The organism is Sphingomonas sp. CARO-RG-8B-R24-01 (assembly GCF_022662295.1).
GTDB lineage: Bacteria > Pseudomonadota > Alphaproteobacteria > Sphingomonadales > Sphingomonadaceae > Sphingomonas.
In genome coordinates this window covers 417,611-443,728 of sequence record NZ_JAKNQI010000001.1, presented here as the reverse complement: position 1 = coordinate 443,728, position 26,118 = coordinate 417,611, and the positions used below count along the sequence as shown (strand labels likewise).

Annotated in this window: 23 protein-coding genes and 2 tRNA genes; 19 read left to right on the top strand and 6 right to left on the bottom strand. The window is 66.4% G+C overall.

What is annotated here, in order from left to right; all coding sequences use genetic code 11:
- Nucleotides 1-14: 14 nt before the first annotated feature.
- Together gatB and L8G49_RS02055 are read left to right on the top strand one after the other, a co-directional pair.
- Nucleotides 15-1,490: an Asp-tRNA(Asn)/Glu-tRNA(Gln) amidotransferase subunit GatB gene (gatB, locus tag L8G49_RS02060; RefSeq protein ID WP_242137301.1), complete on the top strand. Its 1,476-nt coding sequence runs from the start codon at nt 15-17 to the stop codon at nt 1,488-1,490.
- A gap of 146 nt (nt 1,491-1,636) precedes the next feature.
- On the top strand, nt 1,637-1,969 hold the full coding sequence (locus L8G49_RS02055; protein ID WP_242182143.1) for a hypothetical protein: 333 nt from the start codon (nt 1,637-1,639) through the stop codon (nt 1,967-1,969).
- 59 nt (nt 1,970-2,028) lie between these two features.
- Here the strand turns inward: L8G49_RS02055 and L8G49_RS02050 are convergent, their stop codons facing one another.
- A complete protein-coding gene (locus tag L8G49_RS02050) occupies nt 2,029-2,250 on the bottom strand; it encodes a hypothetical protein (RefSeq protein ID WP_242182141.1) in 222 nt (73 codons plus the stop codon).
- Complete coding sequence (locus L8G49_RS02045) at nt 2,247-2,456, bottom strand: hypothetical protein (RefSeq protein ID WP_242182139.1); 210 nt, start codon at nt 2,454-2,456, stop codon at nt 2,247-2,249. Before L8G49_RS02045 ends, L8G49_RS02050 begins: the two co-directional genes overlap by 4 nt.
- Nucleotides 2,457-2,603: 147 nt before the next feature.
- Here L8G49_RS02045 and L8G49_RS02040 point away from each other — a divergent pair.
- The 5 genes from L8G49_RS02040 (at nt 2,604) to L8G49_RS02020 (ending at nt 7,774) form a co-directional block, all read left to right on the top strand.
- Nucleotides 2,604-2,688, top strand: a tRNA-Leu gene (locus L8G49_RS02040).
- 61 nt (nt 2,689-2,749) lie between these two features.
- A complete protein-coding gene (gene tig / locus L8G49_RS02035) occupies nt 2,750-4,384 on the top strand; it encodes a trigger factor (protein WP_242182137.1) in 1,635 nt (544 codons plus the stop codon).
- A gap of 430 nt (nt 4,385-4,814) precedes the next feature.
- A complete protein-coding gene (locus tag L8G49_RS02030) occupies nt 4,815-5,516 on the top strand; it encodes an ATP-dependent Clp protease proteolytic subunit (RefSeq protein WP_277923010.1) in 702 nt (233 codons plus the stop codon).
- Nucleotides 5,517-5,680: 164 nt separating this feature from the next.
- Complete coding sequence (clpX, locus tag L8G49_RS02025) at nt 5,681-6,949, top strand: ATP-dependent Clp protease ATP-binding subunit ClpX (RefSeq protein WP_242137296.1); 1,269 nt, start codon at nt 5,681-5,683, stop codon at nt 6,947-6,949.
- 168 nt (nt 6,950-7,117) lie between these two features.
- Nucleotides 7,118-7,774 (top strand): DUF4893 domain-containing protein, encoded by a 657-nt coding sequence (locus L8G49_RS02020; protein WP_242182136.1) that lies wholly within the window; start codon nt 7,118-7,120, stop codon nt 7,772-7,774.
- A 58-nt stretch (nt 7,775-7,832) separates the two neighbouring features.
- On the opposite strand, the gene L8G49_RS02015 is transcribed toward L8G49_RS02020, so the two are convergent.
- Both L8G49_RS02015 and L8G49_RS02010 read right to left on the bottom strand, forming a co-directional pair.
- Nucleotides 7,833-8,432: an isoprenylcysteine carboxylmethyltransferase family protein gene (locus L8G49_RS02015; RefSeq protein WP_242182134.1), complete on the bottom strand. Its 600-nt coding sequence runs from the start codon at nt 8,430-8,432 to the stop codon at nt 7,833-7,835.
- 27 nt (nt 8,433-8,459) lie between these two features.
- Entirely contained in the window at nt 8,460-10,196 is a 1,737-nt protein-coding gene (locus tag L8G49_RS02010; protein ID WP_242182132.1) for a M1 family metallopeptidase, read from the bottom strand.
- Between the two features lie 360 nt (nt 10,197-10,556).
- Between L8G49_RS02010 and L8G49_RS02005 the strand changes: the two genes are divergently transcribed.
- Together L8G49_RS02005 and L8G49_RS02000 are read left to right on the top strand one after the other, a co-directional pair.
- Nucleotides 10,557-11,159: a PEPxxWA-CTERM sorting domain-containing protein gene (locus L8G49_RS02005; RefSeq protein WP_242182129.1), complete on the top strand. Its 603-nt coding sequence runs from the start codon at nt 10,557-10,559 to the stop codon at nt 11,157-11,159.
- Nucleotides 11,160-11,336: 177 nt separating this feature from the next.
- Nucleotides 11,337-12,383 (top strand): lactonase family protein, encoded by a 1,047-nt coding sequence (locus L8G49_RS02000; RefSeq protein ID WP_242182127.1) that lies wholly within the window; start codon nt 11,337-11,339, stop codon nt 12,381-12,383.
- Nucleotides 12,384-12,469: 86 nt separating this feature from the next.
- On the opposite strand, the gene L8G49_RS01995 is transcribed toward L8G49_RS02000, so the two are convergent.
- Nucleotides 12,470-14,422, bottom strand: a complete 1,953-nt coding sequence (locus L8G49_RS01995; RefSeq protein WP_242182125.1) for a beta-N-acetylglucosaminidase domain-containing protein — start codon at nt 14,420-14,422, stop codon at nt 12,470-12,472.
- 320 nt (nt 14,423-14,742) lie between these two features.
- Here L8G49_RS01995 and lon point away from each other — a divergent pair, with 320 nt between their 5' ends.
- The 3 genes from lon (at nt 14,743) to L8G49_RS01980 (ending at nt 17,796) form a co-directional block, all read left to right on the top strand.
- On the top strand, nt 14,743-17,172 hold the full coding sequence (lon, locus tag L8G49_RS01990) for an endopeptidase La (protein WP_242182123.1): 2,430 nt from the start codon (nt 14,743-14,745) through the stop codon (nt 17,170-17,172).
- Between the two features lie 151 nt (nt 17,173-17,323).
- Complete coding sequence (locus L8G49_RS01985) at nt 17,324-17,596, top strand: HU family DNA-binding protein (protein WP_010164287.1); 273 nt, start codon at nt 17,324-17,326, stop codon at nt 17,594-17,596.
- 125 nt (nt 17,597-17,721) lie between these two features.
- Nucleotides 17,722-17,796 (top strand) — tRNA-Val (locus L8G49_RS01980).
- 113 nt (nt 17,797-17,909) lie between these two features.
- Here the strand turns inward: L8G49_RS01980 and L8G49_RS01975 are convergent.
- A complete protein-coding gene (locus L8G49_RS01975; protein ID WP_242182121.1) occupies nt 17,910-18,566 on the bottom strand; it encodes a 2OG-Fe(II) oxygenase in 657 nt (218 codons plus the stop codon).
- Between the two features lie 126 nt (nt 18,567-18,692).
- Between L8G49_RS01975 and L8G49_RS01970 the strand changes: the two genes are divergently transcribed.
- From L8G49_RS01970 to gspI, 7 genes are all read left to right on the top strand, one after another.
- Nucleotides 18,693-19,568 carry a type II secretion system protein N gene (locus tag L8G49_RS01970; protein WP_242182119.1) on the top strand — a complete coding sequence of 292 codons (876 nt, stop codon included), beginning with the start codon at nt 18,693-18,695 and terminating at the stop codon, nt 19,566-19,568.
- On the top strand, nt 19,565-21,811 hold the full coding sequence (gene gspD, locus L8G49_RS01965; protein ID WP_242137286.1) for a type II secretion system secretin GspD: 2,247 nt from the start codon (nt 19,565-19,567) through the stop codon (nt 21,809-21,811). The genes L8G49_RS01970 and gspD overlap by 4 nt, the downstream gene beginning before the upstream one ends.
- A 128-nt stretch (nt 21,812-21,939) precedes the next feature.
- Nucleotides 21,940-23,454, top strand: coding sequence for an ATPase, T2SS/T4P/T4SS family (locus tag L8G49_RS01960; protein WP_242182116.1), 1,515 nt, complete (start codon nt 21,940-21,942; stop codon nt 23,452-23,454).
- 122 nt (nt 23,455-23,576) lie between these two features.
- A complete protein-coding gene (gene gspF, locus L8G49_RS01955; RefSeq protein WP_242182114.1) occupies nt 23,577-24,812 on the top strand; it encodes a type II secretion system inner membrane protein GspF in 1,236 nt (411 codons plus the stop codon).
- A gap of 8 nt (nt 24,813-24,820) precedes the next feature.
- Nucleotides 24,821-25,279: a type II secretion system major pseudopilin GspG gene (gspG, locus tag L8G49_RS01950; protein ID WP_277923009.1), complete on the top strand. Its 459-nt coding sequence runs from the start codon at nt 24,821-24,823 to the stop codon at nt 25,277-25,279.
- Nucleotides 25,254-25,727, top strand: coding sequence for a GspH/FimT family pseudopilin (locus L8G49_RS01945; protein ID WP_242137283.1), 474 nt, complete (start codon nt 25,254-25,256; stop codon nt 25,725-25,727). Before gspG ends, L8G49_RS01945 begins: the two co-directional genes overlap by 26 nt.
- On the top strand, nt 25,720-26,103 hold the full coding sequence (gene gspI / locus L8G49_RS01940) for a type II secretion system minor pseudopilin GspI (protein WP_242182113.1): 384 nt from the start codon (nt 25,720-25,722) through the stop codon (nt 26,101-26,103). The genes L8G49_RS01945 and gspI overlap by 8 nt, the downstream gene beginning before the upstream one ends.
- The last annotated feature ends 15 nt before the right edge of the window (nt 26,104-26,118 follow it).

Genomic DNA, 26,118 nt, shown 5'->3' with positions numbered 1-26,118 from the left:
GCTAGCCACCGCGCATGAGCGAACATCAGACCTATGTGATTCACGGCGAAACCGGAGCGTGGGAGGTCGTCGTCGGCCTCGAGGTCCATGCGCAGGTGACCTCCAACGCGAAGCTTTTCTCGGGCGCGGCGACCGCGTTCGGGGCGGAGCCCAACAGCCAGGTGTCGCTGGTCGACGCCGCGATGCCGGGGATGCTTCCGGTGCCCAACCGCGAGTGCATTCGCCAGGCGGTCCGCACCGGCATGGCGATCGACGCGCAGATCAACCGCTGGTCGCGGTTCGACCGAAAGAACTATTTCTACGCCGATCTGCCGCAGGGCTATCAGATCAGCCAGCTCTTCCATCCGCTGGTGGGCGAGGGCGCGATCGACATCAGTCTCGACGACAAGAACCCGGACCAGAGCGGCAAGCGCATCGGCGTCGAGCGGATCCATGTCGAGCAGGACGCGGGCAAGCTGATGCACGATCAGCATCCGACGCGCTCCTACGTCGATCTCAATCGCTCGGGCGTCGCGCTGATGGAGATCGTGTCCAAGCCCGACATGACGTCTCCCGCCGAAGCAGGCGCTTACCTCCGCAAACTGCGCTCGATCCTGCGCTATGTCGGGTCATGCGACGGCAATATGGAGGAGGGCTCGATGCGCGCCGACGTCAACGTCAGCGTGCGCAAGCCGGGCGATCCGCTCGGCACGCGGACCGAGACCAAGAACGTCAATTCGGTCCGCTTCGTGATGGCGGTGGTCGAGCAGGAGGCGCGTCGCCAGGTCGAGGTGCTCGAGGAGGGCGGCCGCATCGTCCAGGAAACGCGGTTGTACGACCCCGACCGGAACGAAACCCGCTCGATGCGGTCGAAGGAAGACGCGCACGATTACCGCTACTTCCCCGATCCCGATCTGTTGCCGCTCGAGTTGGACGACGCCTTCCTGGAGGAATGCCGGGCGTCCCTGCCCGAATTGCCCGACGCCAAGCGCCGGCGCTATGAGGCGCTCGGTGTCTCGCCGTATCAGGCGGCCGTGCTCACTGCCGAGGTCGAGGCGGCGCGCTGGTTCGATGCGTTGCTCGAAACCGGTACCAAGCCGGTCGCGGCGGCGAACTGGACGACGTCCGAGCTGTTCGGCGCGCTCAACCGAACGGGCACCGATTTCACGACCTCGCCGGTCAGCCCGGCGCAGGCCGCCGAGCTGCTCGCGCTGGTCGCGGACGGAACACTGTCGGGGAGCCTCGCCAAGCAGGTGTTCGAGATCATGCTCGAAACCGGGCAGGGCGCGGGGGCCGTCGTCGAGGAGCGCGGGCTCAAGCAGACCAGCGACACCGGCGAGATCGAACGCGTCATTGCCGAAGTGATGGCGGCGAACGCGGACAAGGTCGCCGACTATCGTGGCGGGAAGGACAAGTTGTTCGGCTTCTTCGTGGGCCAGACGATGAAGGCAATGGGTGGCAAGGCCAATCCCGGTGTCGTCAACGACGTGCTCAAGAAGATGTTGGCTTAGCGCGAGGCTGCGTCTGTCGAGCTACCGAATGGGTCTTGGCGGGCGCTTCATCTATACTTGATCAATGGCGCGTTGACAGGAAACCGCGCCTCTAGGAATGTCCGTTTCGGCGACACCGTGCGTCGCCGCAATAAAACGGGGGCATCATGAAAGCGCGTTATCATGCGGCGGCGATTGCGCTGGCGTTAGGGGGGTGTGCGTCTACGCAAACGGTCTTGAATGGCCCGGTTACCCAGACATTCCATTCACCGCAATCTGTCCGGGAGGTCGCATTCTGTCTGGCCAACAAGAACAACACCGCGGCGTTGGAACAGGAGGACGGCTCGCGGGTCGTCTTGATCAAGAACGGATATGGCGGCGTCTCGCTCGCCTTCTCGGTTTACCCGGAGGCCACCGGTAGCCGTATCGATTACCGCAAGAAGTTCGGTACTGTCGGCGGTATATGGAAGCAGTGCGTCGGGCTGAAGTCGGCGTCTTGAACATAGCGTTGTGAATCAGGGCGTGCCGCTGACCTTGCGGCACGCCCAATATCGTCATTTCACTGCGCGTCGTCGTCCTGGTTCTTGGTCACGCCGCCCGTACCGCCGACGCCGTCGGACATGCCGGTGGACGTGAAATTGTCCGGCTCGTCGCCACCTTCGCCGCGCTCGACCGCGTCCTTGCGCGCCTCGACCATCTTCTGGAGATCGCTGCGATCGTCGGTGTCTTCCTTGGGATCGTCCAGCGGGCCCTTGTTCGGCTCGTGCGGGGTATCGCTCATGCGAAATCCCCCGAGAGACCGCTGTCGTCGACCGGCTGGCCCGGCGCTACGCCCGGATCGCTCCCCGGCATCGAATCCGGAATGTCGGTGTCGGGCGTCGGGCTCGGCAATTCGGTCGGCATGGGCGTCGGCTGACCGGGTTCGGTCGGCATGCCGCCGGGGTTGCCCGGCATCGGGGGCAGTTCGGTTGGGGGCGTCGTGGCCATCTCAAATCTCCTCTACCCCCTTCTAACGCATGGCTCCGTCCGGGGTTGCTCCGTAATCTCCCGGACTGTTTTTCGGGAGGGTAACGCCGCGACTTGCCCAACCCCGTGCGCCTGCTATAGACGCCCCCCACACCGGCGGTGTCCTATGCGGGCGTGGCGGAACTGGTAGACGCAGCAGGTTTAGGTCCTGCCATCGCAAGATGTGGGGGTTCGAGTCCCTTCGCCCGCACCAGGCCGCCCGTGGCAAACGGGCGGCCGCCAACCGAATTTCCTGTAAAAGGCCAGACCTGAACATGCAGACTGTCGAGACGTTGAACGAGGGCCTGAAGCGCGCCTACACGCTGAAGATCACCGCGAAGGACATCGATTCGCGCGTTGACGCCGAACTGAAGCGCGTTGCGCCGACGGTGAAGATGCCCGGTTTCCGCCCCGGCAAGGTGCCGACCAACCTGGTCCGCAAGATGCACGGCCCGGCGCTGATGCAGGACGCGCTCAACAGCTCGATCCAGCAGGGCATTCAGGAGCTGATCGCCGAGCACAAGCTGCGCCCCGCGCTGCAGCCTTCGGTCAGCCTCGACGATGGCTATGAGCTTGGCCAGGACGCCAGCATCAGGGTCGAGCTCGAAGTGCTTCCCGACGTGCCGACCCCGGCGATCGAGGGCCTCAAGCTCGAGCGGCTGACGGTTCCGGTCGACGAGGCTGCCGTCCAGGCGCAGCTCCAGAAGTTCGCCGACCAGCAAAAGCGCTGGGAAGAAGCCGAGGATCGCGCTGCCGAGACGGGTGACCTCGTCGTGATGGACTTCGTCGGCAAGGTCGACGGCGTCGCGTTCGATGGCGGCACTGGCGAGGACATGTCGGTCGAAATCGGTTCGGGGCGTCTGATCCCGGGCTTCGAGGAGCAGGTCGTCGGCGTCAAGGCTGGCGACGAGCGCCAGATCAACGTCAATTTCCCGGCCGATTATCAGGCCAAGGAACTGGCCGGCAAGGCCGCGACGTTCGACCTGACGATCAAGTCGGTGAAGACCGCTGGCGAGACCAAGATCGACGACGAGCTCGCGACCTCGCTCGGCTTGCAGAGCCTCGAGCAGCTGACCGAGCTGCTCAAGGGCCAGATCGAGCAGGAGCTCAACGGGCTCACGCGCACCTACATGAAGCGCAAGCTGCTCGACCAGCTCGCAGAGGGGCATGACTTCGAAGTGCCGCCGTCGATGGTTGAGGCCGAGTTCGGCCAGATCTGGCAGCAGCTCGAGCATGAAGCGACGCATGAGGAAGATCCGGCGGCAGCACTTGCCGAGATGGAGTCCGAGCGCGACGACTATCAGAAGATCGCTGAGCGTCGCGTTCGCCTGGGCCTTTTGCTCAGCGAGATCGGCCAGGCGAATGGCGTCGAAGTCAGCCAGCAGGAAATGAACCGCCTGATCGCGCAGGCAGCCCAGCAGTACGGCCCGGAGGATCGCCAGCGTTTCCTCCAGTACGTCCAGCAGGAGCCGATGGCAGCAGCACAGCTCCGCGCGCCGCTGTATGAGGACAAGGTCGTCGATTACCTGTTCGAAAAGTCCGAGATCAGCGATCGCGAAGTGACGCGCGAGGAGCTCGAGGCTGCGATCGAGAGTGACGAGGGTTTCTCGACCGGCACGCACAGCCACGATCATGACAACCACAAGCCCAAGGCCGCCAAGAAGGCTTCGGCCAAGAAGGCCAAGCCGTCCGAGGGTGACGATGTCGAGGGCGAGGCGGCTCCGGCAACCGACGATGCGGCGGCACCGACCCCCGCCGAGCCGGTGAAGAAGGCTGCGACCAAGAAGGCACCCGCCAAGAAGGCTGACGAGCCCGCTGGCGACGAGGCTGCTGCGGAAGCACCTGCGCCTGCCAAGAAGGCTCCCGCGAAGAAGAAGGCCGCAGCGGTCAAGGAAGAGCCTGAGGCGTAAGCTTCTGGTTGAAGAGTAAGGGTATTGGCAGGGGCGGTCTTCGGATCGCCCCTGTTGCGTTGGGGGACTTGGCCAGCGCGGGCTTGCAACCGGGTCGGGAAGCGCCAGCGTAAGGCGCTTTGTTGCCCCTGGCTCGTCGCAAGGGTTGCCGTTCTCCCGCGCAGGCGGGAGTCCAGGGGTTGCGAGCACCGTCAGCCGTTGTTCTGCTTGGCTCTGGATTCCCGCCTTCGCGGGAAAACAGCTACGCCGTGGCTTACTTTCGCATCGGGCCTCACCCCGAGTTGGGGCGACGGCAGAACCGGGAAGGCCGTGTCATCCGACCGTCGCCGTCCCTGATCGCGCGCCCCGCAGTCCAACGGGGGTTGAACTCGTTTCCGGCAACGCCGATGTATGGCGTCTCTTCGGGGCATAAAGGATTTCAAGACTCATCATGCGCAATCCGTTCGACACCGGTGACTTCATGGCCCCCCTCAATGGCGCCGGGATGGCGGTCTCGCCCCAGGGCGGGCTCGTTCCGATCGTCATCGAGCAATCCAATCGCGGCGAGCGCAGCTTCGACATCTACTCGCGGCTGCTGCGCGAACGCATCATCTTCATCACGGGCGGCGTCGAGGATCACATGGCCTCGGTGATCAGCGCCCAGCTGCTGTTCCTTGAATCGGAGAATCCGAAGAAGGACATCTTCATGTACATCAACTCGCCGGGCGGCGTCGTCACGGCGGGCATGGCGATCCATGACACGATGCAGTACATCCGGCCGCGCGTCGGCACGGTCTGCATGGGTCAGGCCGCGTCGATGGGCAGCTTCCTGCTCGCAGCGGGCGAGCCGGGCATGCGTGTCGCGCTGACCAACGCCCGCATCATGATCCACCAGCCGTCGGGCGGGGCGCAGGGCATGGCCAGCGACATCCAGATCCAGGCGAAGGAAATCCAGCGGATCAAGAACCGGATGAATGCGCTGTACGCGCAGTACACCGGCAAGCCGATCGAGGAGATCGAGCGTGCGATGGACCGGGACACGTTCCTCGAGGCGCATGAGGCCAAGGAGTTCGGTCTGGTCGATCAGGTGTTCGACAAGCGTCCGGCACTCCCCGACGACTCGACCACGCCGCCCGCGCTCACCTCGGCATAATTTCGTAAAGATCGTAAATTCACCGTATATTCAGTGCCGGGCGTCCAAGGTTTAGCCCGGCACACCTATCTCAAGACGATTTTGGTGATTGTCGGACCGCGCGAGGGCGGTCTAGGATGGACCCTCGCATTAGTGCGCCCCAAGGGCTGCCAAGGATGGACTAAATGCCAAAGATGACCGGCGGCGACTCCAAGAGCACGCTTTATTGCTCGTTCTGCGGCAAATCGCAGCACGAAGTCCGCAAGCTGATTGCGGGCCCTACCGTTTTCATCTGCGATGAATGCGTCGAACTGTGCAACGACATCATCCGCGAGGAGACGAAGTCCGCGCTGGTGAGCAAGAAGGACGGCGGCGTCCCGACGCCGCAGGAAATCTGCGACGTGCTCGATGATTACGTGATCGGCCAGAAGCGCGCCAAGCGCGTGCTGTCGGTGGCGGTGCACAACCACTACAAGCGCCTCAACCACGGCCAGAAGGGCGCGGATGTCGAGCTTGCCAAGTCGAACATCCTGCTCGTCGGCCCGACCGGCTGCGGCAAGACGCTGCTCGCGCAGACGCTCGCCCGCATCCTCGACGTGCCGTTCACGATGGCGGATGCGACGACGCTGACCGAAGCCGGTTACGTCGGCGAGGACGTCGAGAACATCATCCTGAAGCTGCTCCAGGCCTCCGACTATAACGTCGAGCGGGCGCAGCGCGGGATCGTCTACATCGACGAGATCGACAAGATCAGCCGCAAGGCCGAAAACCCGTCGATCACGCGCGACGTGTCGGGCGAGGGCGTCCAGCAGGCGCTGCTCAAGCTGATGGAAGGCACCACCGCGAGCGTTCCGCCGCAGGGTGGCCGCAAGCATCCGCAGCAGGAGTTCCTGCAGGTCGACACGACCAACATCCTGTTCATCTGCGGCGGCGCGTTCAGCGGCCTCGAGAAGATCATCGGCGATCGCCTGCAGGGCAAGTCGATCGGCTTCGGGGCTTATGTCGCTTCGCCGGAGGAACGCCGGACCGGCGAGACGCTCAAGGCGGTCGAGCCCGAGGATCTGCTCAAGTTCGGGCTCATCCCCGAGTTCGTCGGCCGTCTGCCGGTGATCGCGACGCTCGAGGATCTCGACGTGCCCGCGCTGGTGACGATCCTGACCGAGCCGAAGAACGCTTTGGTGAAACAGTATCAGAAGCTGTTCGACATGGAGACGGTCAAGCTCGGCTTCACCGACGATGCGCTGGTGCAGGTCGCCAAGAAGGCGATCGACCGCAAGACCGGCGCGCGTGGGCTTCGCTCGATCCTCGAGGGCATCTTGCTCGATACGATGTTCGACCTGCCCGGGATGGACGGCGTCGACGAGGTGATGATCGACAAGGACGTGATCGACGGCCGCAAGGAGCCGATCCGCGTCTATGCCAAGAAGGAAAAGGCGGGGGCGGGCGCGGCGTAACGCCAGCCTCCCTTGCAGAACCGAAAGGGGCGTCGAGCGATCGGCGCCCTTTTTGATAATGGTCGCCGGGCGGTCGCGGGCGCGGAAATTCACCATTCGTTAACCATTGTGGCTTACCCGGCATATACCTGCCTTTCGGCCAAGGTTCGGTTTTGAAACCCGGAGTAGATGGTCATGCGCATCTTCACGATGCTGCTCTTCGCCGCACTGGGGCTCGGCGGCTGCGCCCAGCAAACGCACCTTGCCGTCGCCACGCAACCGGACGTGCCCGACAATTGGCACATGCGCGTCACGCCGACCGACCGGACCGCGATCGACCAGCTTGGCGTCACCTGGACGAAGGCCCGTGCTGCAGTCCCACGCCGCGCGCGCGCTGCGCTTGCGGCGGAAGGGCCGCTGCTCGACCCGACGATCGCGCTGCCCAAGCCCGAGTTGCCGCCAGGCCTTTATTATTGCCGGCTACTGCGGTTCGGAGGGCGCGCGGGCTTTGCGACGTCCAAGCCCGACTTCTGCACGGTCGTCGCCAATGCTGCCGGTGTAGCATTCAACAAGCAGAGCGGCGCAAGCCAGCCCCGTGGCTGGCTTTTCGCCCACAATGACACGCGCAGCGTGTTCCTGGGTGCGTTCCAGCCGGCGCGGGGCGGGGCGGCCCCTGCCTATGGCGCGAACCCGGCGCTCAGCGTGGCGGGCGTGGTCGAACGCGTGTCCGGGTTTCGCTGGCGCATGGCGATGACGCGCGCCGGGGGCGGGGCGGTGCTCGATGTCTATGAACTGGTGCCGGTGACCCCGAAGGTGCCTGGATCGGTGCCCGCGGTCGCAGGCTAGGCGCGCGCGCGACCAGGCACCCGGCCCCGGTCGGCCTTGCCGATCGCGACGACCGGGGTCAGAAGACCCCGGGCAGGAACCGCTTCACCCGTGCGGCGTAGCGATCATAGGCTCCGCCGAAGGCGGCGCGCAGCACGGTTTCCTCGTGCCGGATCCGCATCGCGGTCCCGAGCGCGAAGACCGGCAGCGCGATCACGAGGCTGCCGAGATGCCCGCAGGCAATGGCCAGCGCGAGCAGGATGAGCAGCAACGCGACGTAGATCGGGTTGCGGACGTACGCGAAGGGGCCAGTCTCGACGAGCGTCCCGTCGCCGCGCGTCCGTGCGACCAGCGCCCAGTTGCGCCCCATCGTCCGCGACGCGGAGTCGAACAGGGCGGACGCCGCAACCATCAGCATCAGGACGATCGCACCGCTCAGCAACGCGGGTGCCGACAGCGGATCGCGCGTCACGACGATGGGGCCCACCCCGGCGCAGGCAATCCCGCCCCCCTGAACGACGATCCACACGATCGACGCGTTGCGGCGACCGCTATCCGCGACGGACGGTGCGCGTCGTCCCCGCAGGCGCGCAAGCAGGAGCACGCCCACGAATCCGGCCATGCCGAGCGAAAGGGCGGCAAGCCCGGGAAGGCCGACGGGTTCGGGGGCGAATGGCATGGCAATCTCCGGTCGGTGAAGGGGCGGTCAATCCTTGGCGGGCGCGGCCGCCTTCTTGTGCGCCTGCGCGTCGCGCCACGCCTGATACTGCTCGACCGCGATCGAGCGGCGCAGCACGCGCGCGGCGGGATCCACCACGACATGCGCACCGCGTGGGACGGCGATGCTGCCGAGCCCCGCGGTCATCGGCAGGCGGACGATCCGTTGCCCGACCTGAACTTCGACCGGAAGCGGGAACGGGCGTCCGCCCGGCGCGTCCCACCGCAGCGTCAGGCGCGCGGGCGTGCGCGTCTCGATCAGGTCGGGAAGGGCCGCCTGGCGCAGATAGACGTCGAAGAACCAGCCATAGTCCTTTCCCGTCACGCGCTGCACGAATCGCTCATATTCGTCAGTGGTGCCGTAGCGCGGAACGAAATTGCCCGGCCGCGGATCGAGCCGCCCATAGACCGCGAGGCGCGTCACGTCGCGAAACGCACGATCGCCGATCAGCCCGCGCAGCGTGTGGAGCATCCACGCGCCCTTGTAATAGATGTCCTGACCCGGGCCGCCCTTGGCGACCTCATAGACCTGTTCCTCGGTGCGCGGTTTGCCCGAGACGATCGGGCGCAGGTTGGCGATCCGGTTGCGCTGATCGTCCATCATCACCGCATAGCGCGCCGCGCCTTCGCGCCAGCGGCCGTAAAAGGGCTGCATGTATTCGGTATAGCCCTCGTGCAGCCAGTAATCGTCCCAATCGGCGGCGGTCAGCTGGTTGCCGAACCATTCGTGGCCGAATTCATGCTGGAACAGCCAGTCGAACCCCTCCGGCGCCTTGGCATAGGCGTTGCCGTAGGCGTTGATCGTCTGGTGCTCCATGCCCTTGTGCGGGGTCTCGACCACGCCGACCTTTTCGTCGCCGAACGGATACGGGCCGACCTGGCTTTCGTAGAAATCGAGCGTCGGCGCGAATTCGGCGAACAGCGCGCGTGCCTGCGCCTCCTCGCCGGGAAGATACCAGTAGAAGAGCGGGATCGTGTTGCCGTAGCGGCTCCGGTAGACGCCCGACAGTTCCTCATACGGGCCGACGTTGAGCGCGATGCCATAGGTCGCCGGGCGCTTGATCCGCCAGTTCCACCGAGTCCGCCCATCGGGGAGCGCGTCGGTGCCGAGCAGGACGCCGTTGGAAGGGGCCTTCAACCCCTGTGGCACGGTGATGTGCAGCGTGACCACGCCCGGCTTGCCGGTCGGAAAATCGAGGCAGGGCCAGAACAGGTCGCAGCCGATTCCCTCTGCCGTCGTCGCGAACCAGGTCGCGCCGTCGGGGGTCGTCGACCACACCATCCCCGAATCCCACGGCGCATTGACCGCGACGTGCGGCTGCCCGCCATAGACGATCCGCGCGGTCAGGTGGCGCCCGGTCGGGACGGCGTGGGGCAAGGTGATCCGCAACTGCCCTTGTGGATTGGTCCAGGAGTCCCGCGGCAAGGCGGTCCCGTCGATCGCGATCGAGTCGACGGGCAGGTTACGGTCGAGATCGACCACCAGCCGGTCGAGCGGCGCACGTGCGGCGAAATCGAGCGTCGCGATCCCGCGCAGCGTTTGGGTCTCGGGCAACACCTCGAACGACAGGTCGGCCGCGGCGAAGGTCAGTTTCGCCTGGTCTGGGTCGATCGGGCCACCGGACTTTTGTGTCTGCGCGGTGATCGGCGGCTCGCCCTTTCTAGGAAGAGTCGCGGCCGTCAACGACACACAGGCGAGCAGGGCCGCAACGCGGGACACGATCATGCTGGGACGAACTCCACCGGAAAAACCACGCGAAAGACCCGGCGAAAAGCTGAGGCTCGCGCGATCATAAGCACAAATTCGGGGGAGCGCACGCGGGCGTTGCGGTACGCCGGCAAGCACGTCCGAGGCCGGTGTCGACGAGGGCCTGGGCAGGGGGCGGCCGTTAAGGATGAAAGGACGGTGGTGGTTACACCGGGCTCGTCATGGTTAACGGGAAAACTGCGCATCTTGCTGAAAAACAATCACAAATAATTGGCAAAGCCAATTGGCACGATGCGTGCTGAGAGGAGGGTCTCGATCAACCGATCCAGTCGGGACGCGGTATTGTCGATCGAGGGGCGTACACAACAGGGGCATATCATGAAGTTCACCAACATCCTCTCCGGCACGGCAATCGCGATTGCGCTGTCGGCCGCGGCGACTGCGGCTGACGCGGCGACCGTCACGATCGACTTCACGGCGCTGGCATCCGGCACCGCCGTCACCACGCAATATCCTGGCGTCACCTTCTCGTTGGCGGGCGGCCTCGCTTCGGGCGCCCCGACGATTGCCTATTACGGCGCGGGTTTGAGCAATTCGCCGAAAGCGGGCGAGTACCCGACCGCCGACAGCCTGATCGCCACGTTCGCGACGCCCGTATCGGACGTCAGCTTCGTCTTCAGCAATCAGGGGTATAACGGCGCGAACAACTATCGCGTTTACTCCCCGAGCGCGGTGCTGCTCGCATCCGGTCCGCTCAACGGTACCTCCTATACGCTGTCGAGTTCGGATATCGGCTCGATCGTGTGGAGCAACGGCGAAGGTACGAGCCGCAGCTGGACACAGGCGCTGTCGAAGCTGTCCTTCACCCCCGGCGCGGTTCCCGAGCCGAGCACCTGGGCGATGATGCTTGCCGGCTTCGGGATGATCGGCTTCGCCGCCCGCCGTCGCGGCGCGGTCAAGACGAGCGTCCGTTTCGCCTGATCCCAGTTGACCGGCGTTCGAAGCCACCGGCCGAAAGGCTGGTGGCTTTGTGCGGTCGGTTGCGCCGCGTCTGGCTGTCGTGTTCCCGCAATCCCTGCGCGAACGGGGTCGCCGCAGCGCATGATGCGGTATACTCGCGCGGTCCCGCGCTTTGCGCCGCTGCGTACAGGATTGACGATGACCGAACCCCAGCCCGTCCTGCATCTTGCCGCGGGCACCTACCGGGGCGGCGGGGGGCGCGGGCTGCAATCGGTCGCCCTGTTCGCGGACGGACGGCTGGTCCCCGGCGCCGCCTTCGACCAGGCGCCCAACAGCGCGTTCAGCATCTATTCCCATCGGCACGACCTCCATTACGTCGTGGACGAAGACGCGATCGGACGGGTCGGCGTGCTGCGGCACGGGGCGCAAGGGTGGGCGCGACTCGCATCGCTGGAGATCGGCGGGGCGGCGCCGTGTCACATCGCGCTGGATCGCACCGAGACCCGTCTGGCGGTCGCCAATTACGCGAGCGGCAGCATGTCGCTGGTCCGTCTCGATCCGCAAACCGGTCTTCCCGCCGGAGACGTGCAGGTGCGCGCCAACGCCGGTTCGGGCCCCGATCCGCACCGGCAGGAGGCCCCCCATGCGCATTGGGTCGGGTTCAGTCCGGATGGACGCCGGCTCTACCAGACCGATCTGGGGACGGACGAAGTGCTGCGCTTTGCCATCGACGGTGACGGTGCCGTCGGCGTGCCGCGGACCGCCTATGCCGCCCCGCCGGGGTCGGGGCCACGGCATCTGCTGTTGCATCCGCATCTGCCGCGCCGCGCTTATCTGGCGAACGAGCTGGCCAACACGCTGACCGTGCTGGAATGCGCCGACGACGGGACACTTGCGGCGGTGGCGACGCTGTCGACCCTGCCGCCGGGGTGGCAGGGTGAATCGATCCTCGCGCATATCGCGCTCAATGCCGCGGGGGACCGGCTGTACGTTTCGAACCGTGGCCATGACAGCGTGGCGGTCTTCGCCCTCGACCGGGACGGGATGCCCACGCTGCTCGACCATGCGCCCACCAACGGCGCATCGCCGCGCTTCTTCCTGTTGCTGGAGGATCATCGACTGCTGGTCGTCGCGCACGAGAAAGCGCAGACGGTGACGACATTGGCGATCGATGCGGACGGGCGGTTGGGATCGACCGGCACATCGCTGCCGATCCCGGGGGTCGGCTATGTGTTGCGGGTGTAGCGGCTGAGGAACCGGTCGTCCCGCGCGGCACGCCATGGTCTAGCGCCGGCGGGGGACCGGAGGACGATCCCCGCTTCGGCGGGTCTTCAGCGAACCGCGATCAGCGTGGGTGCATCGGCGACGAATCGGTCGAGCACGCCATCGGCGATCTTGATCGGGCCGTCGAACCGTGTCGCGCCCGGGATCGTCTGGATGCCGGCGGCTTCCGCGGCGATCCGCCTGGCATCGGCGAAATACCGCGCGGCAGCGCGATTGCCGTGGTCGGCGGCATCGAGCCCCGCCGCCGTCAGTTGCAGCGCGCGCCCCCAGCGTTGCAGCGCATCCAGCCACGGTCGGGCCTGTTCGGCAAAGGCGGGATCGACCGTTCCCGATCGGATGACGTCGGACGCATCCGCCAGCGCGTCGGCCTGACGCGAGAGGTCCGTGATGGCCGCCCGGCGCGCCGACGCGTCGCCGTTCGCGATCGTATCGCGCACCGCATCCAGCGCCGCCTTGAGACGCGGCGCTTGCGGCTGCCACGGCTGGCTGCCGAAGGTCGGTGCCATGTGCTGCGTATCGAAGAAGGTCAGCAGCGCGGCTTCCGCCCGGGCATCGCCCCCGGCAAGGGCGCGCGCCGAGAACTGCCACGTCCGCTCCGGGTCGTAGGCCGTGTCGTTCCAGCCGAACGCGACCACGCCCGTCACCGCGACTCGGCTTGGTGCCTCCTGGTTCATCGGGTTGGACAGGATGCCGGTCAGCTCTGCCGACAGCCCGGCCTCGCGCCGCGCATAGGGCGCAAGCAGCAGGCGGCCGGTCGTCTGGGCATAATCGTTGACCGGATAATTGTCCCACAAAAGCGTCTTGCGCCCGAACGCCTTGGTCGCGGTGCGCGCATCGGGGATCGAGATGGCGGGCGGGACGACGTCGGTTCCGGTCCATTGCACGACGACCCGGGGGTCGAGATGCTTGCGCAACGCCGCCTTGTAGGGGGTTTCCTTGGCGTCGTAATATTCGGTCGGCACCATGATCAGCGGATGCGAGGCCGGGTCGGTCGCGACGAGGTTGGCCTGCACCGCATTCAGCAGTTTCGCCTGCGCGACGCCGGCGGCGTCCGCCCCGGACGGCCCGAATGCGGCCTTGTCGCGATCGCAATTCCATTTGGTATATTCGATATCGTCGAGCGCGACGTAGAAGCGGTGGACGCCGATTCCGCGCAGCGCGGCGAACTTGCGCTCGAGCGCCTGCGCATCGGCGGGATCGGAGAAGCAGACCGATGGCCCCGGCGAAACGGCATAGACGAAGTCGACATGGTTGCGGCGCGCGGTCGCCACCAACGTGCCGAGCGACGCGAGGGTCGCGGCGGGATAGGCCTCGCGCCAGCGATCGCGCGCGAACGGGTCGTCCTTCGGACTGTAGACGTAGGTGTTCGCCTTGACGGTCGCGAGGAAGTCGAGATGCTGCGTGCGATCCGCCATCGACCAGGGCTTGCCGTAGAAGCCCTCGATCGTTCCGCGGATCGGCATCGCCGGGTGATCCTGGATCACCAGCGCGGGAAGGGTCGGGCGGCGCACCAACTGGCGCAGGGTCTGGACCGCATGGAACAGTCCGTCCGCGTCGTGCCCCGCCAGCGTGATGATCCCGCCGCCATTTCCGGCCGCGCTGGTGATCGTATAGCCCTCGTCATGGCCGTCGAGCACCGTGTTGCTGCGGCCAAGCGCCGCGCGCACGACCGCCGCCTTGCCCGTGCCGAGGATGACATAGGTGCGGTCGAGCCGCGCCGGGACGCGCCTGGCGGTCGCGACCGTTTCCACGCCGGCCGATTCGAGGATCTGTCGAACGGCGGCGATCGTCTCCGGGCCGGTGCCGTCGGCCACGACCAGCCCGACGGACGTGCCGAGCGTGACGGTGCCCGTGCCGAGCGCGATCGACACCGGGGCGGGGAAGATTGCGGGGAGCGTCGCCGGTTCGGCCGAAGCGGCGAAGGGGAGGGCGCAGGTCCATCCGGCGAGGGCCGCCAACAGCGCAGGAACGGTGCGGAACTCGCCGGCACGTCGCATCATCCATGTCCTTCGGTATTATTGTGGTATTACGTTGAGGACTAAGGTGCCGCGCGTGCGGCGGCAACCCCCGGCGAAGCTTTGCCCCGCGTTGCGCGGAGGATGGACCCAAACTAGATCCAATTCCTACCTTCGTGCCTTCGGCCGCCGTGGCCCATCGCGCGGGCATCAGGGCGAGGGCGGGCGGAACGGCCCCGGCCGGACGGCAACGGCATGGCGTGCCACGCTCGCGCGCCGCTCAAAAACGCGTGACGATTGATGGCGGCGGTATTAGCCCCATATAAAGGAAGAACGCGCTTTGATTGGCGCGACCCGGAGTATCCATGACGCAAGCCTCTGCCTCGCATTCCTATCCCGTCCTGCCGCTGCGGGACATCGTCGTATTCCCGAGCATGATCGTTCCGCTGTTCGTCGGACGGGACAAGTCGGTAGCGGCGCTCGAAGCGGCGATGGCCGGCGACAAGGAAATTTTCCTCGTTGCGCAGCTCGACCCGGCGCAGGACGATCCCGCGCGGGATGATCTGTACGACATCGGCGTCACCGCCACCGTGCTGCAGCTGCTCAAGCTGCCCGATGGAACGGTGCGCGTGCTGGTCGAGGGCAAGCGGCGCGCGTCGCTGTCCGAGCTGACCGAGGTCGAAGGCTTCCTGTCGGCAACGGTCGACATGCTCGAAGCCGACGACGAACCGGAGGAGCCGGTCGTGGCGAACACCGAGGTGTCGGCACTGATGCGCTCGGTCGTCGACCAGTTCGAGAATTATGCCAAGCTCAACCGCAAGCTGCCCGCCGAGACCGCGGTGCAGCTCGGCGAGATCGAGGACGCGAGCAAGCTCGCCGATGCGGTCGCCGCGAACATCCAGGTCAAGGTTTCGGACAAGCAGGCGCTGCTGGTCGAGCGTGACCCGGCGAAGCGGCTCGAGATGGTGTTCGCCTTCATGGAGGGCGAGCTCGGCGTCCTGCAGGTCGAGAAGAAGATCAAGTCGCGGGTCAAGCGCCAGATGGAGAAGACTCAGCGCGAATATTACCTCAACGAGCAGTTGAAGGCGATCCAGCGCGAGCTCGGCAACGAGGGCGAGGAAGGCGAGGGCGACGAGATCGCCGAGCTGACCCAGAAGATCGCGACGCTCAAGCTGTCGAAGGAAGCGCGGACCAAGGCGACGGCGGAGCTCAAGAAGCTCAAGACGATGGCGCCGATGTCGGCGGAAGCCACGGTGGTGCGCAATTACCTCGACGTGCTGCTCGGCCTGCCGTGGGGAAAGAAGTCGAAGATCCGCAAGGACATTTCGGCGGCGCAGGCGGTGCTCGACGAGGACCATTATGCGCTCGAGAAGGTCAAGGACCGGATCATCGAATATCTCGCGGTGCAGGCGCGCACCAACAAGCTGAAGGGGCCGATCCTGTGCCTCGTCGGCCCTCCGGGCGTCGGCAAGACCTCGCTCGGCAAGTCGATCGCCAAGGCGACCGGCCGCGAGTTCATCCGCCAGTCGCTGGGCGGCGTGCGGGATGAAGCCGAGATCCGCGGGCATCGCCGCACCTACATCGGCTCGCTGCCGGGCAAGATCGTCACCAACCTCAAGAAGGCCGGCACCAGCAACCCGCTGTTCCTGCTCGACGAGATCGACAAGCTCGGCCAGGATTTCCGAGGCGATCCGGCATCGGCGCTGCTCGAGGTGCTCGATCCCGAACAGAATGCCAAGTTCCAGGACCACTATCTCGAGATCGACGTCGACCTGTCGGACATCATGTTCGTGACGACGGCCAACTCGCTCAACCTGCCCCAGGCGTTGCTCGACCGCATGGAGATCATCCGGCTGGAGGGCTATACCGAGGACGAGAAGGTCGAGATCGCCGAGCGGCACCTGATCGCCAAGCAGATCGAGGCCCACGGCCTGAAGGCGGGCGAGTTCACGCTGACCACCGAGGGCCTGCGCGCGCTGATCCAATATTACACGCGCGAGGCGGGCGTGCGCACGCTGGAGCGGGAGATCGCCAAGCTCGCGCGCAAGGCATTGCGCCGGATCCTGGAGAACAAGGACACCGCGATCACGATCACGGCGGACAACCTCGCCGACTTCGCGGGCGTGAAGAAGTATCGCCATGGCCTCGGCGAAGAGGAAAACCAGATCGGCGCGGTCACTGGCCTCGCGTGGACCGAGGTCGGCGGCGAGTTGCTGACGATCGAAAGCGTGACGGTACCCGGTCGCGGGGTCGCCAAGATCACGGGCAAGCTCGGCGACGTGATGAAGGAGTCGATCGAGACCGCGTTCAGCTTCATCAAGGCGCGCTCGCCGTCCTACGGGATCAAGCCGAGCGTGTTCGCGCGCAAGGACGTCCACATCCATCTGCCCGAGGGCGCGGTACCCAAGGATGGTCCTTCGGCTGGCATCGGGATCGTCACCGCGATCGTCTCGACGCTGACCGGCGTGCCGGTCCGTCGTGACATCGCGATGACCGGCGAAGTGACCCTGCGTGGCCGGGTGCTGCCGATCGGGGGTCTGAAGGAGAAGCTGCTGGCGGCGCTGCGCGGCGGCATCACCACGGTGCTGATCCCGCAAGAGAATGAAAAGGACTTGGCAGAGATACCTGCCAATATCCTGAATGGTCTGAAGATCATTCCGGTGTCCCACGTCGATGAAGTCTTGCGTTTGGCGTTGACCGGTCCGCTCGAGGCAATCGAATGGAGCGAAGCGGATGATCTCGCGGCACAGCCTCCGGCTGGGGTTGCAGCGGTTGGCGGCGAAGTGCATCATTGATTCCTTCGCTGTCCTGAATGGCCGGTTTGCGATGCCGGCCATCCGCGTTTCTTGCTTTTTGTTTTGACAGCCCCCCCCATACCCGCCTTACTGCGCCACCGGCTTTGTGGCTGGGAATCAATTTTCTTTTTGTAACGGGGGTTTGGTGGCGATGAACAAACAAGAATTGATCGCAACGGTGGCCGACACGTCGGGGCTGACCAAAGGGGATGCAAGCAAGGCCGTCGAAGCCGTGTTCGATGCCGTGTCGGCAGCGCTCAAGGCGGGGGACGAGGTACGGCTGGTCGGGTTCGGGACGTTCTCGGTCAGCAAGCGCAAGGCATCCACCGGTCGCAACCCGCGGACCGGCGAACCGATGACGATCAAGGCTTCATCGCAGCCGAAGTTCAAGGCCGGCAAGGGCCTGAAGGACTCGGTCAACTAAGTTCCCGTCTTTTTCCCGCAGCAACGCTTGCAAAGCGCGCGCCGCCGGGATTAAAGACGCAGCAACGGGGCGGCGTCGAGCCGCCCCCTTCCGTTTTGCCGATCGCGCTGCGCGATGCCGGCAGCGGGCGCGTAGCTCAGTGGTAGAGCACACCCTTCACACGGGTGGGGTCGCAGGTTCAATCCCTGCCGCGCCCACCACTTCCAGGAACCCGCGATACCCAACGGGTGTTGCGGGTTCCTTCGTATCGTGTCGTGGTCAAGCGCGAGAGTTCCATCCGGGCCGGGTCGGACCGGGCCGGGGCGGCGCCGGGTCAGCGCCAGGGCCGCTCGCGAAACCATTTGGTAATGACATATTTGGTCCCCGCGCGGACCTTCATCCCATGGTGCAGCGTCGCGGGGTTCAGCGTCCCGTCCGCGCGACGGTTGTTCCATGCGAGCAGCTTGCCGGTTTCGGGCTGGACGATCTTGTCGATCGCCTTGAACCGCGTCGCGCCGCCTGCTTCGGGTTCGTTGAGATAGATCATCACGGTCCAGGTGCGGTTGCCGGCGATCCCGCAGTATCGCGGATAGTCCACGCCATCGGGTTCGAAATAGTCGGTATGCGCCTTAAATTCCTGGCCGACGGCATAGCGCTGCCCCTGAATCGGCTCTCCGTAGACGGGGTCGAGCCCGGTCAGCGTGGCGATTCGGGCGTTGAGATCGATCGTCAGCGGGTCGAGCGGATCGAGGTCGCCGGTCTCGCTCGTCCGGAAACTTGCGTCGCCATTGGTATCGGACAGGGTCGACGGTCGCCGCGTCGCATCCACCGCGGTGCACAGTGCAGCGCAGGTCGCCGCATCGAGGAAGCCGCGCCGGATGAACAGCGTCAGCTTCGGGCTGGGCACCCGCTGGATGCCGGCCTGGGTTACCAAATGCGCAACCATTGCGTCCGCGGGCATCCCCGATCCGTAGTTGCGCGCATCTGTCATGCGGCGTTCCTGCCAAATTCGTCGGGTGTTTTCCAGCCTGCGTCCATGCCATATGAGGTTCACAGCGATGACGCCGGTCTGTAACACTCGCCGCCTAGCAGGGCCTTGATCGGGGAAGATGTCCGCATGCGGTTGGTTTTGGATGCGCGGGCGCGGGCGATTCTGCGACGCCTTCCCGTTACGACAGTCTATACCGGGCTGGAGCTCGCCTTGATCGCCGTGCTCGCGGTCCAGTCGGCGCGTCTGGTCTATGCGGTGGTCACGCCGGTCGGCCCGGTCGGCGTCTGGCGCCCGGAGCAGGGAACCATCCCTGGATCGGCCCAGGCGATCCTGCGCGGGTTCGATCCGTTCTTCCGCACCAGTGGTGGGGACGCGGCAGCACCATCGGCGGTGACGACCTTGCAGCTCACGCTGTACGGCACGCGAATCGACGAGGCGCAGGGCGGTGGATCGGCGATCATCGCCGGGCCCGACGGCGTGCAGCAGAGCATCGGCGTGGGCCAGGAAATCTCCCCGGGCGTGACGCTCAAGTCGGTGGCGTTCGACCATGTCGCGATCGAGCGGGGCGGCCGATCGGAGGATCTGTTCCTGACCCAGGCCGAGCAGGCCCCGGCGCCGGCGATCGCCCCGCCGGGCGTGCCGCTGATGGGGGGCGGCACGGTGCCACAGCGTGGCGCAGCTCCGCCACCACCCCCGTCCTCGCAGCCGGGCGCGCAGGGCATCACTGCCGCCCAATTGCGCAGCGACATCGGCTTCATTCCGCGGATCGACGGGGGCAAGGTCAGTGGGCTGACGGTCCGGTCGCAAGGCTCGGGCGCGGCGTTCCGTGCGGCGGGGTTGCGCGACGGCGACATAGTGACGCAAGTCGGCGGCCGTCCGGTCAGCGGGCAGGGCGATATCGATCGGCTCGGCCCGCAGCTTGCCCGTGGCGGCACCATTTCCCTGTCGGTCGAGCGCGGCGGACAGGTCGTTCCCCTTAGCCTTACGATTGCGGGTCAATGAACAGACTGATTCTCCGACCCGTCCTGGCCTCGGCGCTGGCGCTCGCAAGCGCTGGTGCGGCGAGCGCGCAACAGACGATGAACGTGCGCGATGCCGACATTCGCGCGTTCATCGCGGATGCCGCCCGCGTGACCGGGCGGACCTTCATCATCGATGCCCGCGTCCAGGGGAAGGTGACCGTCGTTACGGATCACCCGGTCAGCAAGTCGCAATATTTCGAGATTTTCCTGTCCACGCTGCGTGCCAACGGACTGGTCGCGGTGCCGACCACCAACGGCAGCTTCCGGATCCAGCCGCTCGACAGCGCGGCGTCGCAGCCGAGCCGGGTCGGCTCGCGCGGGGCGGCGAGCAACAGCTTCGTCACCGAGATCGTGCGGCTGCGCTCGGTCGACGCGCAGTCGGCGGTGGATACGGTGCGCGGGCTTGTCTCGCCGCAGGGCACGGTGACGGCGAACCGGGGTGGCAACAGCCTGGTGATCGTCGATTTCGCCGACAACGTGCGGCGCGTACGCGAAGTGTTGCGGCGGATCGATACCAACACCGCGACGACGCGGATCGTCGCGCTCAAGAACGCGGGCGCGCGGGAGATCGCGGCCGCGCTGCAATCGCTGGCGGGGCAGGGCGGGGGCGGCAGCAGCGGGGGCGGCGCCGGCAGCGGCGCGCCCGGGGCGAGCGCGCCGAGCGCCAACGGCACCAGTGTCGTCGCGGTGCAAAGCTCCAACTCGGTCGCGATCAGCGGCGACGCGACCACGGTCGCCCGGCTCGCAGGGGTCGCGGAAGATCTCGACCGGCGCGCCAAGAACGGCACCGAAATCAAGGTGCTGTTCCTCGAGAACGCCGATGCCGAGCAGTTGCTGCCGGTGTTGCAGCAGCTCGTCGGGCAGACGCCGTCGCCGATCACCAACCAGCAGCTGTCGCAGTCGAACTTCGGCAACAACACGCAGACCGGCAGCAACGGCAACAATTCGGTCCAGCGGCAGGCAAATACCCCCGCGGTCCAGCAGGATACGGGCGGGTCGGGCAATACTCCCAGCCAGGCCGCGATCACCGCGCAGGGCGGGCGCACCGCCGCAGTCGTCACGCGCTTCGTCGGTGCGAACGCGATCGTCATCGCTGCCCCGGCCGAGGTGCAACGCCAGCTGTCCGAAGTCGTGCGGCAGCTCGACACGCGGCGCGAGCAGGTGTTGGTCGAGGCGATCGTCGCCGAAGTATCGGATCAGGTCGCGAGCCAGCTCGGCGCGCAGTTCGCGATCGCCAACCTGAAGGGCGGCGTCTTCGCGGCGTCGAGCTTCCAGAATACCGCGCCGAGCCTCTTGACGATCGCGGGCGCGGTCGCGGCGCGGCAGCTCAACACGACCACCACGACGATCAACGGATCGACCGTCACCACCAGCACCAACAGCACGACCAGCGACACGCTCGCGCAATCCGCGCTGTCCTCGATCCTGGGCGCGAGCGGCGGGTTCGGCGGGTTCACCGGCAAGATCGGCGACACGATCTTCGCGTCGATCATCAACGCGGTGAAGAGCGACACGACGTCGAACCTGCTGCAGGTCCCGCATCTCGTGATGCTCGACAATCAGGAGGCGCACAGCCTGGTCGGGCAGGAAATTCCGATCACCACGGGCAAGGCGCTGTCGACCAATTTCGACAATGCGTTCCAGACGACGCAGCGCGAGAATGTCGGGATCGAGCTGACGGTCCGCCCGCAGGTCAATTCGAGCGGGACGGTCAAGCTCAACCTGCGGCTGGAAGTGAGCTCGATCGCGGGGCCGGTGTCGAGCAGCAACAGCGACCTCATCCTCAATAAGCGCGAGGTCGAGACGGTCCGCACCGTCGACGATGGCGACATCGCGGTGATCAGCGGGTTGCTCGACGATAACGAGCGGCGGACGATCGAGAAGATCCCGCTGCTCGGCGACATTCCGGGGCTCGGCAACCTGTTCCGCTCGAAGGCGAAATCGCGGACCAAGACCAATTTGATGATCTTCATCCGCCCGACGATCCTGCGCACGGCGGAGGACAGCCGTAGGCTGACCGAGCAACGCTATGGGTACCTCCGGCTCCAGCAGGGGTTGCAGGATTCGCAGGCGGAGCCGTCGATCGACCAGCTGGTGCGCGACTATCTTGGGGCGGCCCCGCCGATCCCGAGCGCGCCGGTGCTGGGCAACATCGACGACCCGCGGATCGCGGTGCCGGTACAGCGGAATACGACGACGATCATTCGCAGGCGGGACAAGTGATGGGTGGCACAGTTCCTCTAAGCCCCTCCCCTTCAGGGGAGGGGTTGGGGTGGGGCAGTCCAGCAGAGCTTCGGCCCGGTGAGACACCCCCCACCCCCAACCCCTCCCCTGAAGGGGAGGGGCTTATTATGCCCGACGTCACCATCCCCTACGCCTTCGCACGCCGGTTCGGCGTCGTCCTCGCCCCCGGCACCGACAGCCACTTCGCGGTCGCGATGCGCGAAGGCGCGGACCCCAAGGTGCTGCTCGAACTCCGCCGCCACCTCGCGCGCCCGTTCGACGTCGGCTTCGTCACCCCGACCGAATTCGACCGCCTGCTCTCCGAAGCCTATGCGATGGACGGCCAGGCCGCCGCGATGGCAGCCGGAACGCTCGGCCTCGGCGACGAACTCGACGTGCTCGCGAGCGACCTGCCGACTGCGGACGACCTACTCGACACCGCCGACGATGCGCCCGCGATCCGGTTGATCAACGGCATCATCGCGGATGCCGCACGCAACGGCGTGTCGGACATTCACGTCGAACCCTATGAGACCGGCCTTGTCGTGCGGATGCGGATCGACGGCGTGCTGCGCGAGACGCTCAGAATGCCGCCGCATGTCGCCCCCGTCGTCGTCAGCCGCATCAAGGTGATGGCCCGACTCGACATTGCCGAGCGGCGCGTGCCGCAGGATGGGCGCATCGGTCTGACGCTGGGCGGCAAGCTGCTCGATGTGCGTGTCTCAACGCTGCCGAGCCGCGCGGGTGAGCGGGTCGTGCTGCGTATCCTCGACAAGGAGAATGCCGGGATCACGCTTGACGTGCTCGGGATGACGCCCGCGATCAACCAGTTGCTCAAGGAAGCGATCACCGAGCCGAACGGGATCATCCTCGTCACCGGGCCGACCGGCTCGGGCAAGACGACGACACTCTATGCCTCGATGCGGCTGCTCAACGACGGCAGTCGCAACATCCTGACGGTCGAGGATCCGGTCGAATATGCGATGGACGGCGTCGGGCAGACACAGGTCAACGCCAAGGTCGGGCTGACCTTCGCGGCGGGGCTGCGCGCGATCCTGCGGCAGGATCCCGATGTCGTGATGGTCGGCGAAATCCGCGACCGCGAGACCGCCGAGATCGCGGTGCAAGCGTCGCTGACCGGGCATCTCGTGCTGTCGACGGTCCACACCAACGACGCGGTCGGCGCGATCACGCGGATGCGCGACATGAAGGTCGAGCCGTTCCTGCTCGCCTCCACGCTGCGCGCGGTGATCGCGCAGCGGCTGGTGCGGCGGTTGTGCGAGCATTGCCGGCGGCCGGTGCAGGCTACGGGGTCGGTCTCGGCGTTGCTCGGGTTCGATTCGGGCGCGATCGTCTATGAGGCGGTCGGATGTGAGCATTGCCAAGGGACGGGGTTCAAGGGGCGGATCGGCGTTTATGAGGCGATCCGGATCGATGACACCGTGCGGCGGCTGATCAATGACGGCGGGGATGAATCGATCATCGCGCGGCATGCGTTCCTGCATTCGCCTAACCTTGGGAGTGCGGCGCGGGCACTGGTGCGCGACGGGATGACCACGCCTGAAGAGGCGGTACGGATCTCGCGGCGCGACATGGCGGATGCGGAAGCGCCGATGACGTTGCCGGAGGTGGCTGGTGAGTGAGGTCCTTCTTTCACCCCTCCCTGGAAGGGAGGGGCCGGGGGTGGGTCGGCTCGTGGCTGAAGCCGTCCGCTCTTCAAGCCAACCCACCCCCAACCCCTCCCTTTCAGGGAGGGGAGTGACGCGTGCCTGACTTCGATTACCTTGCGATCGATACCAAGGGCCGCGAGGCGCGCGGGCAGGTTGCCGCGCCGTCGATCGAGGATGCGCGCGTACTGCTCGACCGGCGCAAGCTCTACGTGGTCAAGGTCGAGCCCGGCTCGGGCCGCGCCGCCGCCGCCACGCGCGGCAAGCCGTTGTTCTCCGAGTTCCGGCTCGGCAGCCGCAAGATGAGCACCAAGCAACTGACGCTGTTCACGCGGCAGCTCGCGACGCTCAACCGGGTGTCGCCGCTCGAACAGTCGTTGCGCACGATCTCGCGCCAGACCGAGCAGGAGCATGTCCGCGCGATCGTGGATTCGGTCCACGCCGGGGTGGTCGAGGGCCGCCGTCTCCACGAAGCGATGGCGCGCGAGGGCAAGAGCTTCCCCGCACTCTACCGCGCGATGGTGTCGGCGGGCGAAACGTCGGGGTCGTTGCCCGTCATCCTCGAACGGCTTTCGGTGCTGCTCGAACGCCAAGCCGAAATCAACGGCCAGATCATCACCACGCTCGCGTACCCATCGGTCCTCGCCGTGGTCGCGATGGCGGTCGTCACCGCGCTGATGGTGTTCGTCGTGCCGCAGGTGGTCGAGCAGTTCGATACGGTCGGGCAGCAACTCCCGCTGCTGACGCGGATCGTGATGGGCGTCTCGAACTTCATGGTCAGTTACTGGTGGGCGTTGCTGCTCGCGATCGTGCTCGGCGGGATCGGGTTCTGGCGCGCGCTCAAGAACCCGGCGGTCAAGCTGCGCTTCGATACGTGGATCCTGCGCGTGCCGCTGATCGGGCGGCTGTTTCGCGATCTGCACGCCGCGCGGATGGCGCGGACGCTCGCGACGATGGTGGCGAGCCGGTTGCCGCTGCTCGAGGGGCTTGCGCTCACCGGCGGCACGATCCGCAACCTGCGGCTGAAGGCGGCATCGGACGAGATCGTCGAGGCGATCCGCGGCGGCGGGAGCCTGTCGGCGGCGATGCGGCGGACGGGGGTGTTTCCGCCGCTGCTGACCTATCTCGCGGCGAGCGGTGAGACTGCTGGGCAGCTCGACGACATGCTCGAGCGCGCGGCGGATTATCTCGAACGCGAATTCGACCGGTTCACGACGACCGCCTTGTCGCTGCTCGAACCGATCATCATCGTCCTGATGGGGGGCGTGGTCGCGACGATCGTGCTATCCATCCTGTTGCCGATCCTGCAGCTCAACACGCTTGCCGGACAATGAGGTTTGTTATGACGGATATGCCTGCCACCCCCGCCCTCAACCGCCGCGTTCGCGCGTCGGAACAGGGGTTTACGCTGATCGAGCTGATGGTCGTGATCGTCATTCTCGGGCTGCTCGCCGCGATCGTGACGTACAATGTCCTGCCGCTGGGCGACAAGGGCAAGATTACCAAGGCCAAGGCCGACATCGCGCAGATCGAGGGCGCGCTCGACCTCTACAAGCTCCAGAACGACGCCTATCCCTCGACCACGGACGGGTTGCAGGCGCTGGTCAGCGCACCCGCCGATGCGGACGCGAGCAAGTATCAGCGGGGCGGCTACATCAAGAAGCTCCCGCTCGACCCGTGGGGCAAGCCGTATCTCTACGCTGCCCCCGGCCAGCACGGCGAGGCGGACGTCTGGACGCTCGGCGCGGACAAGAAGGAAGGCGGCGAAGGCGTCAATGCCGATATCGGTAGCTGGCAGTAACCGCTTCGGCGGCGCGCAGGGGTTCACCCTGATCGAGCTGATGATCGTGATCACGATCATCGGGCTGGCGAGCGCCGTGGTGGTGCTCGCGCTCCCCGATCCGCGCGGCCGGCTGCGCGACGAGGGGGCGCAATTCGCGGCGCGCGCGCGGGCGGCGCATGATCTGGCGGTTGTCACCGCGCGGCCGGTGAGCGTGTGGGTGTCGGCGGGCGGCTATGGCTTCGACGCGCGGCGTGACGGCGCATGGGTCGCGATGAGCGAGAAGCCGCTGCGCGTGACGCGCTGGAGCAAGGGGACCGAGGCGGTTCCCGCCAGCGGCGGACGCGACCGGATCCTGTTCGATTCGACCGGGAGCGCGGATCGGCCGATGGACGTGGTGCTCCACCGGTCGACGGAGAACCTGACGGTGCGGATCGGCAATGACGGGCGGGTCAAGATCGGTGCGTGACCGCCGCCGCCTCGGGGATCGCGGCTTTACGCTGATCGAGATGATGGTCGCGCTTGCGGTGTTCAGCCTCGCGGCGCTCGCGCTGATCCGGCTCGAAGGGGCCACGATCCGGGGGACGACGACGCTGGATACGACGCTGATGGCGCAGATCGTCGCGCGCAACGTCGCCTATACCGCGATGACCGATGGCCGCGCGCCGACGATCGGCGCGGCGAGCGGGATCGAGCAGAATGGCGGGCGGGCATGGGTGTGGACCCGGGTGGTGCAGCCGACCGGCGACTCGCGGATCCTGCGGATCGACGTGACGGTGGTGGACCCGAGCGGGCGCAAGGCGGGGCATCTGACGGTGGTGCGCGACGGGGCGACGCGGTCGTGAGCGTTTTCCGCGTGC